Annotated in this window: 8 protein-coding genes; 6 read left to right on the forward strand and 2 right to left on the reverse strand. The window is 65.8% G+C overall.

What is annotated here, in order from left to right:
* The first annotated feature begins 35 nt into the window (after positions 1 to 35).
* Genes LWH48_RS05125 through LWH48_RS05135 form a run of 3 tightly spaced genes read left to right on the forward strand, consistent with a single transcriptional unit; the run spans position 36 to position 2,331 of the window.
* Positions 36 to 1,190, forward strand: coding sequence for a glycosyltransferase family 4 protein (locus LWH48_RS05125; RefSeq protein WP_232911704.1), 1,155 nt, complete (start codon positions 36 to 38; stop codon positions 1,188 to 1,190).
* A complete protein-coding gene (locus LWH48_RS05130) occupies positions 1,162 to 1,704 on the forward strand; it encodes a phosphatase PAP2 family protein (RefSeq protein ID WP_232911706.1) in 543 nt (180 codons plus the stop codon). Before LWH48_RS05125 ends, LWH48_RS05130 begins: the two co-directional genes overlap by 29 nt.
* A gap of 24 nt (positions 1,705 to 1,728) precedes the next feature.
* Positions 1,729 to 2,331: an alpha-ketoglutarate-dependent dioxygenase AlkB family protein gene (locus LWH48_RS05135; protein WP_232911708.1), complete on the forward strand. Its 603-nt coding sequence runs from the start codon at positions 1,729 to 1,731 to the stop codon at positions 2,329 to 2,331.
* Positions 2,332 to 2,512: 181 nt separating this feature from the next.
* Here the strand turns inward: LWH48_RS05135 and LWH48_RS05140 are convergent, their stop codons facing one another.
* Entirely contained in the window at positions 2,513 to 3,919 is a 1,407-nt protein-coding gene (locus tag LWH48_RS05140) for an alanine/glycine:cation symporter family protein (RefSeq protein ID WP_161432196.1), read from the reverse strand.
* Positions 3,920 to 4,471: 552 nt separating this feature from the next.
* On the opposite strand from LWH48_RS05140, the gene gcvH reads away from it, so the two are divergent.
* A complete protein-coding gene (gene gcvH, locus LWH48_RS05145) occupies positions 4,472 to 4,864 on the forward strand; it encodes a glycine cleavage system protein GcvH (protein ID WP_161432197.1) in 393 nt (130 codons plus the stop codon).
* Positions 4,865 to 4,970: 106 nt separating this feature from the next.
* Positions 4,971 to 7,865 (forward strand): aminomethyl-transferring glycine dehydrogenase, encoded by a 2,895-nt coding sequence (gcvP, locus tag LWH48_RS05150; protein ID WP_232911709.1) that lies wholly within the window; start codon positions 4,971 to 4,973, stop codon positions 7,863 to 7,865.
* A gap of 90 nt (positions 7,866 to 7,955) precedes the next feature.
* Here the strand turns inward: gcvP and LWH48_RS05155 are convergent, their stop codons facing one another.
* Positions 7,956 to 8,879, reverse strand: coding sequence for a LysR family transcriptional regulator (locus tag LWH48_RS05155; protein ID WP_232911710.1), 924 nt, complete (start codon positions 8,877 to 8,879; stop codon positions 7,956 to 7,958).
* 216 nt (positions 8,880 to 9,095) lie between these two features.
* Here LWH48_RS05155 and ppnN point away from each other — a divergent pair, with 216 nt between their 5' ends.
* Positions 9,096 to 10,457 carry a nucleotide 5'-monophosphate nucleosidase PpnN gene (gene ppnN, locus LWH48_RS05160; protein ID WP_269816102.1) on the forward strand — a complete coding sequence of 454 codons (1,362 nt, stop codon included), beginning with the start codon at positions 9,096 to 9,098 and terminating at the stop codon, positions 10,455 to 10,457.
* Positions 10,458 to 10,481 lie beyond the last annotated feature (24 nt).

Below are 10,481 nucleotides of genomic sequence, written 5' to 3' on the forward strand. Positions count from 1 at the left end.
AACCGGGCGCAAGCCCGCCTGCAACGAGGATGGTGATGCGCATCTGTCTGGTCAGCGAGACCTGGACGCCCGAGGTCAACGGCGTCGCCCATACCCTGGCACAGCTGAGCGGCGAACTACTCGCCCGCGGCCATCACCTGCAGCTGATACGCCCGCGACCCAGGGTGCCTGGTTCCGCTGCGAGGATGGCGAGTGAGCTTCAGGTACCGGGGCTGGCCGTGCCCGGTTATCGCCAGGTGCGCTTCGGGCTTCCCGCCACACGACGTATCGCCAGGTGGTGGCGCGAGACGCCACCCGATGTGGTCTACCTGGCCACCCAGGGGCCACTTGGCTGGTCTGCACAGCGAGCCGCACGCCGTCTCGGCCTGCCCCTGGTCGCAGGCTGGCACACCAATTTCGACCACTACTGCCGGGACTACGGCATCCCCTGGCTGGCACCGCTGGTGGAAGCGCGCCTGCGCACCTTTCACAACCGCTGCGCCGCGACCCTGGTGCCGACCCACGCTCAACGCGATGACCTGAGGCAACGCGGCTTCCAGGGGCTTCGCTGCATGGCTCGGGGGATCGATGGTACTCGCTTTTCCCCGGGACACCGCGACGAGGCCCTGCGCCGCCGCTGGGGCGCGGGCCCGCACACCCCGGTGGCACTGCATGTGGGCCGGCTGGCCCCGGAAAAGAACCTCGACCTGCTGCGCGACAGCTTCCGCGCCATGCGCGCCGCCCACCCCGGACTGCGCCTGGTCGTCGTCGGCGACGGCCCCTCCCGGCGCTCCCTGGAACGCAGCCTGCCCGAAGCCCACTTCACCGGATTCGTATCGCCCGAGGCGCTGGCCCGACATTACGCCAGCGCCGACCTCTTCCTGTTCCCCTCCCTGTCGGAGACCTGGGGCAACGTGCTGCTGGAGGCCATGGCCAGTGGCCTGGGAGTGATCGCCTTTCGTCACGCCGCCGGTGCCGAACTGATCGACGACGGACACACTGGCCTCTCGCTGGCTGCCGGCGACGAGGCGGGCTTCCGTGACGCCGCTGTGGCGCTCTGTCAGCACCCCGCCCGCTGGGCACGGCTGGGCCGAGCCGCCCGCACCCGGGCCCTCGACTACACCTGGTCCGCTATCACCGACACCTTCCTCTCCACCCTCGAAGATGCCCGGGAGAACCGCCATGCGACCGCACGCGCCTGCCGTGTTTGAACGCCTCGACATGCTCGAATGGCAACTCTGCCGACGCCTGGCCCGCTTCAACCTCTATCGGCCCTGGCTGACCACCCTGCGCATGGCCAGTCACCTGGGCGACTGGCCGGCATGGGTGGTGCTGATCGTTGTCCAGCCCCTGCTGCAACCAGAGAAAGGCTGGCAATATCTGCTCCAGTACACCCTGACCGCCCTGATCGCGATCGGCGTCTACCGGTTGCTCAAGACGCGGTTGTGTCGCGAACGACCCTTCATCACCTTCGTTGGCAACGTCAGCCGGCAGGCGCCGGCCCGGGACCGCTACAGCTTCCCCAGCGGCCACACCATGCATGCCGTAATGTTCCTGACCCTGACCGCAAGCCACCAGCCCTGGCTGGCCCCCTGGCTGGTGCCGCTGGTAATACTGATCGCCCTATCCCGGGTGGGACTCGGCCTGCACTACGCCAGTGACGTGCTGGCCGGAGGCCTGATCGGGCTGCTGTTTGCGTGGGGCAGCCTGGCCCTCGTCGGCTGAGGCGTCCCATGGCATCCTTGGAGCATGCCGATCGAGACCCTGCTTGCCGACCCGCCGTTGTGGCTCATGGATCCCCTGCTGGAGGAGCCCGATGCCAGTGCGCTGCTCTCTGCCCTGGATACCGAGCTCGCCTGGCAGCAGCCTTCCCTGCGGCTCTATGGTCGTGAACACCCCATCCCGCGCCACCAGGTCTGGATGGGGACCCCCGAGGCGAGCTATCGCTACTCCGGCCGTGAGTTCCTCCCCGATCCCTGGCATCCCGCCGTGGCTGATCTCCGCGATCGGGTGATCAGCGCGCTGGCCGCCGCCGGTATCGATGCCCGCTTCAACAGCGTCCTGCTCAACCGCTACGCCAGCGGCGAGGAGCGCATGGGCTGGCACAGCGATGACGAACCCGAACTCGGCGACGACCCGCTGATCGCCGCGGTCAGCCTGGGCGCCGAGCGCCCGTTGCGCTTTCGCTGGAAGCGCCGCGAGGCCCCGGCCTTCAATGTCTGGCTGCCCCACGGCAGCCTGCTGGTGATGGGGCCGGGCGTGCAGCGGCGACTGCAGCATGCCCTGCTGCCACGCCGCCTGCCGGGAGTTCGCATCAGCCTGACCTTTCGACTGGTGATGTCCGCGTGCTGAACAGGTCCTGCCCAACTCAGGCCTCTCGAGCAAATCATGATGATCGATAGAGATAACGGTATATAATTCCGGGCATCGCCAATCCCATGAACGATGCTGCTTCATGCCACCATTATGGTGCCCCGATACGCGAAGAGGCGCCCCGTGGGGCGCCTCTTCGGCCGTCATGGCAAGCGTGGCCTCACGACTTGTCGTGGTCCAGCTCCTCGCCCGGCAGCACTTCCTCGCCGTTGAAGTAGGCGCGTGCCAGCTTGAACACCACCGGCGACAACAGGGCCAGGGCGATCAGGTTGGGAATGGCCATCATGGCATTGAAGGTATCCGCCATCAGCCAGATGAAGCCCAGCTGGGCCATGGCACCCAGCGGGATTGCCAGCACGAACAGCACCCGGTAGAGCATGATCGAACGGGTGCCGAACAGGAACTGGAAGCACTTCTCACCATAGAAGGACCAGCCCAGGATGGTGGTGAAGGCGAATACCGCCAACGCCAGCGAGACGATCTGGTTGCCCATGCCCGGCAGCGCCTCATCGAAGGAGAGCGCGGTGAGCGATGCGCCCGCCTCACCGGTTTCCCAGACACCGGCCGTCAGGATCACCAGGGCGGTGATGGAGCAGACGATGATGGTATCGATGAAGGTACCCAGCATGGCGATCAGGCCCTGGCGAACCGGGTTCTTGGTCTGCGCCGCGGCGTGGGCGATGGGCGCGCTGCCCAGGCCTGCCTCGTTGGAGAAGACGCCACGGGCGACACCGAAGCGGATCGCCGCCATCACCGCCGCACCGGCGAAACCGCCCATGGCGGCGTGGGGGTTGAAGGCGTAGTAGAAGATCATGCCGAAGGCGTCGCCGATCTGGCCGGCATTGATGGCCAGCACGACCAGGCCGGCCAGCACGTAGAGGATGCCCATGATCGGCACCAGCTTGCCCGCCACCTTGGCGATACGCTTGATGCCGCCGAGGATGACCGCCCCGGCCAGCACCATGATCACCACCCCGGTGATCCAGTGCGGCAGGCCGAAGGTGGAGTTCAGGGCATCCGCCACGGAGTTGGACTGCACGGTGTTGCCGATACCGAAGGCCGCCACGGCACCGAAGAAGGCGAAGGCGCCGGCGAGCCACAGCCACTTACGGCCCAGGCCGTTCTTGATGTAGAACATCGGGCCGCCGACATGATAGCCGGTGCTGTCCGTCTCGCGGTAACGCACCGCCAGCACGGCCTCGGAGAACTTGGTGGCCATGCCCACCAGCGCCGTGATCCACATCCAGAACACCGCACCGGGACCACCCAGGGCGATGGCGGTGGCCACGCCGGCGATGTTGCCGGTACCGATGGTGGCGGAGAGCGCCGTCATCAGGGCGTTGAAGGGAGAGATCTCGCCCTCTTGCTCCTTGGTCTTGGTCTCGCCGGGTGCCAGTTTGCGATCGCGCCCTTGCCACATCAGCTTGAAGCCGGTGCCAAGCTTCCGGATCGGCATCAGCTTGAGGCCGGCCTGCAGATAGATACCCACCCCGAGCAACAGGATGAGCATCAATGGCCCCCACACCACGCCGTTGATGGCGCCGAATATACTGTTCAAGGTTTCCACGTGAATCTCCCTAAGCGATTATTGTTGTGCGCTGAAGTTTAACGCTCCCGGCACCCCCCGTGGCCGCCAGGGTCGACTGCCGCCACTACAGCGTATGATCCACCGGGATATGGCTTTACAGGCGCGCAAACCACAGCACAAGCCCGCGTAACATAGCGGATTCTATGGCCACGACACCACCTAGACGAACGACGCAGATTCAACACCGGCCGTCGCACGTCAGGCACAAGTTTCCGATCAGAAACCTGCAGACCCACTCGCACAGCGTACCGCCTGTCAGCATAGACCGACAGGCGCTCGGCGTCGTCTGGGCGTACCCACCTGCGCAGGCGGCAGGATCGAGCTGCCCGTTTCACCCCGCCAAGCCCGCCGGACGGCAGCTTTAGCGCTCGCTGCTGGGTCAGCCAGGCTGGACGGATGCGCCGCGACGGGCCACCCTGAATGGCGAGCCCCCGCCCGGCGGGTCAGACTCACGGTGAGGGACTCGCCAAACGCCGCTAATGGCGGTAGCATTCGTCCTGCCTGGAAAAACTTTTCTTATAGGAAATTTCGATGAGCTCTATTCCTGCCAATCTGCGTTATGCCGAAAGCCACGAGTGGGTCCTCGACAACGGCGACGGTACCGTGACCATCGGCATCAGCGACCACGCCCAGGAGTCCCTGGGTGATGTGGTATTCGTCGAACTGCCCGAGGTCGGCCGTACCCTCGAGCTCAAGGAAGAGTTCGGCGTTGTGGAGTCGGTCAAGGCCGCCTCCGACCTCTACGCACCGGTGGCCGGCGAGGTCATCGAAGTCAACGAGGCGCTGGAAGATGCGCCCGAGACGCTGAACGAGTCACCCTATGAGGATGGCTGGATCATGAAGGTGCGCCTCGAGGATGCCACTCAGCTCGACGACCTGCTCGACGCCGACGGCTATGAGGCCGTAGCCAGCGCCGACGACTGAACCCGCTGCGTCTATCTGGATGGCCCCGACCCTCGGGTCGGGGTCCCGACGATTCGCCGTGCCGCCCCCTTGGCGACCGGCCTCAATTTCATCGATAGGGTGTTACATGGCTCTCGACAACCGCCGCCTGGCCGACCTGGCCGCTCATGATGCCTTCATCCAACGCCACAATGGACCTCGCGAGCAGGAGGTGAAGGCCATGCTCGCCGAGCTCGACATGCCGAGCCTGGACACCCTGATCGAACGCACCGTGCCCGCCGATATCCGCCTGGACCGTGAGCTCGACCTCGACCCGCCCAGGAGCGAGGCCGAGGCGCTGAGCTACCTGCAGCGTCTGGCTGCCCAGAACCGCCCCTTCAAGAGCTATCTGGGCCAGGGCTACCACGGCACCCACCTGCCCACGGTGATCCAGCGCAACGTGCTGGAAAATCCCGGCTGGTATACCGCTTATACGCCCTACCAGCCCGAGATCTCCCAGGGCCGCCTGGAGGGCCTGCTCAACTTCCAGCAGGTAGTCATGGACCTGACCGGCATGGAGCTGGCCAACGCCTCGCTGCTCGATGAGGCCACCGCCGCTGCCGAGGCCATGGCGTTGTGCAAGCGCTCCAACAAGAAGATCAAGAGCGATGTCTTCTTCGTTGCTGACGATGTCCTGGCCCAGACCCTGGACGTGGTGCGTACCCGTGCCGCCTACTTCGGCTTCGAGCTGGTGGTGGCACCGGCGGAACAGCTCACCGAGGTGGAGGCCTTCGGCGCCCTGCTCCAGTACCCCGGCGAGAGCGGGCGGGTGCGCGACCTGGCACCACTGCTCGAGACGGCCCGGGAGCGCGGCATAATGACCTGCGTGGCGGCCGACATCATGGGCCTGGTGCTGCTGAAGGAGCCCGGCGCCCTGGGCGCCGATATGGTGGTCGGCTCCACCCAGCGCTTCGGCGTGCCCATGGGCTTCGGCGGTCCGCATGCCGCCTTCTTCGCCACCACAGACAAACTCAAGCGCTCGATCCCGGGTCGCATCATCGGCGTCTCGAAGGACAGCCGTGACGGCCAGGCCCTGCGCATGGCGATGCAGACGCGCGAGCAGCACATCCGTCGCGAGAAAGCCACCTCCAACATCTGCACCGCCCAGGCACTGCTGGCCAATATCGCCGGCTTCTATGCCGTCTACCATGGCGCCGAGGGGCTGCGTACCATCGCCGGTCGCATCCACCGCCTCACCACCCTGCTGGCGCTGGGCCTGCAGCAGAAGGGTATCACCCTGGTCCACGACAGCTGGTTCGACACCCTGCGCCTGACCGGTATCGATGCCGGCAAGATCCATGGCCGAGCGCTGACCCACGAGATCAACGTCCGCTACTTCGACAACGGTGATGTCGGCATCGCCCTGGACGAGACCACCACCGCCCATGACCTCGACGTGCTGTTCGACGTGCTGCTCGGCGAGGAGCACGGTCTCTCGGTGCGCGAGCTGGACGAGCGTGCGGTGGCCGAGGGTGCGAGCGGCATCCCCGCCGCCTGCCGTCGCGACAGTGACTTCCTGACCCACCCTACCTTCACGCGCTACCGCAGCGAGACCGAGATGCTGCGCTACCTCAAGCGCCTGGAGAACAAGGACCTGTCGCTGGCCCACGCCATGATTCCGCTGGGCTCATGCACCATGAAGCTCAATGCCACCAGCGAGATGATTCCGATCACCTGGCCGGAGTTCGCCGAGGTGCACCCCTTCGTGCCCCGCGACCAGGTGGCCGGCTACAAGCAGATGATCGACGAGCTTTCGGCGTTCCTTGTGGAGATCACCGGCTACGACCATATCTCCATGCAGCCCAACTCCGGTGCCCAGGGCGAGTACGCCGGGCTGGTGGCCATTCGCCGCTATCAGGCCTCCATCGGCGAGGGGCATCGCGATGTCTGCCTGATCCCCAGCTCCGCCCACGGCACCAACCCTGCCTCGGCGGCCATGGTCGGCATGAAGGTCGTGGTGGTGGAGTGCGACGCCGACGGCAATATCGACGTCGATGACCTGCGCGCCAAGGCCGAGAAGCACGGTGATGCCCTCGCGGCGATCATGATCACCTACCCCTCCACCCACGGCGTCTTCGAGGCCGGGGTTCGCGAGGTATGCGAGATCGTCCACACCCACGGTGGCCAGGTCTACGTCGATGGCGCCAACATGAACGCCCAGGTGGGCCTCTCGCGCCCCGGCGACTTCGGCGGCGACGTCAGCCACCTCAACCTGCACAAGACGTTCTGTATTCCCCATGGTGGCGGCGGCCCGGGCATGGGGCCCATCGGCGTCAAGGCGCATCTGGCGCCCTTCGTCTCCAACCACGTGGTCACGCCCATCGACGGCGTCAACGCCGAGTGCGGCGCCGTGGCGGCGGCGGCCTTTGGCAGCGCCTCGATCCTGCCGATCTCCTGGGCCTATATCAAGATGATGGGCGCCCGCGGCCTGCGCGAGGCGACCGAGCTTGCCATCCTCAACGCCAACTACATCGCCAAGCGCCTGGGCGAGCACTACCCGGTGCTCTACAAGGGCGAGAATGGCACCGTGGCCCACGAGTGCATCATCGATATTCGCCCGCTCAAGGCGGCCTCGGGGATCAGCGAGGAGGATATCGCCAAGCGTCTGATGGACTACGGCTTCCACGCCCCCACCATGTCCTTCCCGGTGCCCGGCACGCTGATGATCGAGCCCACCGAGTCGGAGTCGCTCTACGAGATCAACCGCTTCTGCGACGCCATGATCAGTATCCGCAAGGAGATCGCCCGCGTCGAAGCCGGTGAGTGGCCCGCCGACAACAACCCGCTGGTCAAGGCACCGCATACCATGGCCGACCTGATGGATGAGGCCTGGGAGCGCCCCTACTCCCGCGAACTCGGCGCCTTCCCCAGCGACGCGGTCAAGGCGGCCAAGTACTGGCCGGCGGTCAATCGCGTTGACAACGTCTTCGGCGACCGCCAGTTGATCTGCTCATGCCCGAGCATCGACGAGTATCGTGACTGACGCTCGCTTCGGCGACATCACGATATGACAGGGCCCCGCCATGGCGGGGCCCTGTCGCGTTCGGGGGCAGGCGTCGCTGGACAGGAGGCGCTAGAGCGACGATCCCACCTCGGTGGGGTCGCCGTAACCGTGCAGTGCCATGCGCCGTTGCTCGCGGAAGTCCTCCAGCAGGCGCACATAGCGCCGCGGCATCTCGCTGCCCGTCCGAGTCACGTGATACAGCGTCTCGTGAACGGCCACGGGCAGTTCCATCGCCTTGACCTGACGCTGCCAGGGCGAGGTCTCCAGCACCGGCCGCGATACCACCGTGAACCCCAGGCCGCGGGCCACGGCATCCAGCACCATGCCCACCTCGTTGGTGAAGCCCTGGCGGCGAAAGTGGCTCATGGAACGAAACTCCCTGGGAAAGTTGCCGCGCAGCAGCGCACTGGCGTGGTTCAGGCCGTCGAAGTAGCTGATGAAGCCGATCCCCATCAGATCGGCCAGCCCGGTACCGGTAAAGTCCGCCGGCACCACCAGGCACAGCGGTTCGCGATGCCAGGGGGTGACTTCCAGGTCGGGATGGCGCATGGGCTCGGTGACGATGCCAAGGTCATAGCGCCCCGCCAGCACATCCTGGGAGATCTCCTGATTGAAAGCGAAGCTGTAGCTCACCGTCAGCCCCGGATACATCTGCTGCTGGCCGAGCAGGAAGGGATAAAGCATGGTGCCGACGCTACCCGGCGAGGCCAGTCGACAGTCACCCGAATAGGTGGAGTCGGCGTCCAGCGAGTGGCGGAACTGCTCGTGCTCGGCGAACAGCTTGAGGGCGTAGTCATACACCCGCCGGCCAGCCTCGGTCAGGGTGAAGCGTCGACCGTGACGCTCCAGCAAGGGCTTGTCCAGGTAGCGCTCCAGCTTGCGCACATGCTGGCTGACCCCTGGCTGGGTCATCTCCAGTCGATGGGCGGTCTGGGTGAAGCTGCCGGTCTCGACCAGGGTGATGAAGGTACGAAAGTAGAGCGCATTGAACATGGCATGCCACATAACAGATGGGAGCAGAGCCATCGCAGCAGGCAATACTGCTCAAGGCTTTCCCGGCGACAGGCCCCCTCTACGACCTGTCCCCGGCGCCTTTCGCTGTAGCCACATGGCCAACTGCGATAACCCAGGAAGGTGGATTCTATCACCGCCGCCGCAGGCGGCGTGATAGCATCACGGGGCACTTTTCCGCACGACAAGGACGCCAGCATGCCCGACACCATCTCCAGCACCATCTCGCCGGAAGGCAGCCTCGAGATTCTCTCCCAGCACGAGGTCGCGCGCCTTCACGACACCTCTCGGGCCGGCCTGCACGACCTACTGCGCTGCTGCGCCCTGGCGGTGCTCAACTGCGGCTCACCCACCGACGACGGCCTGGCGCTGATGGAAGCCTATGCCGACTTCGATATCGAGGTAGTGCCCCAGGACCGCGGCATTCGCCTGAAGCTCACCAACGCCCCGGCCGAGGCCTTCGTCGACGGCAAGATGATCCGTGGCATCCGCGAGCATCTCTCCGCGGTGCTGCGCGATATCGTCTACGTCTACAACGAGATCCAGGGCCACCAGCGCTTCGACCTGACCACCGGTGAGGGCACCACCAATGCGGTGTTCCATATCCTGCGCAAGGCCGGCACTTTGAAACCGGGTGTCGACCCCAGCCTGGTGGTGTGCTGGGGTGGCCACTCCATCTCCCGGGAGGAGTACGACTACAGCAAGGACGTGGGCTACCACCTGGGGCTACGCGAGCTGGACATCTGCACCGGTTGCGGCCCCGGTGCCATGAAGGGGCCGATGAAGGGGGCCAACGTCGCCCATGCCAAGCAGCGCCGCCATCAGGGCCGCTACCTGGGGGTCTCGGAGCCCGGCATCATCGCCGCCGAGGCACCCAACCCCATCGTCAACGAGCTGGTGGTGATGCCGGATATCGAGAAGCGCCTGGAGGCCTTCGTGCGCCTCGGCCACGGTATCATCGTCTTCCCCGGCGGCGTGGGCACCGCCGAGGAGATCCTTTACCTGCTGGGGATCCTGTTGCACCCGGACAACGCCGACATGGCGCTGCCGGTGATATTCACCGGCCCGGCCAGCAGTGCGGCGTATTTCGAGCGCATCGACGAGTTCCTGACATATACCCTCGGCGACGAGGCACGTCGCCGCTACCGCATCATCATCGATGACCCCACCGAGGTGGCGCGCACCATGCGCAAGGGGATCGACGAGGTGGCCGAGTATCGCCGCGCGCGCCAGGATGCCTTCTATTTCAACTGGCGACTGACCATCGACCGCCCCTTCCAGGCCCCCTTCGAGCCTACCCACGAGGCCATGGCGGGGTTGACGCTCGATCGCGACCAGCCAGTACATGAGCTGGCAGCCAACCTGCGCCGCGCCTTTTCCGGGATTGTCGCCGGCAACGTCAAGGAGCACGGCATCCGTGCGATCAAGGCCAACGGCCCCTTCCGACTCAGCGCCGAGCCAGAGCTGATGGCACGCCTGGACGCGCTGCTCGACTCCTTCGTGGCCCAGGGACGGATGAAGCTCTCCGGCGAGTACGAGCCCTGCTATACGCTGGGCTGAGCGGCAAGGGGCAAGGGGCAAGGG

Origin of the sequence: Halomonas sp. G15, assembly GCF_021282295.1 — a bacterium.
Classification (GTDB): Bacteria; Pseudomonadota; Gammaproteobacteria; order Pseudomonadales; family Halomonadaceae; genus Halomonas; species Halomonas alimentaria.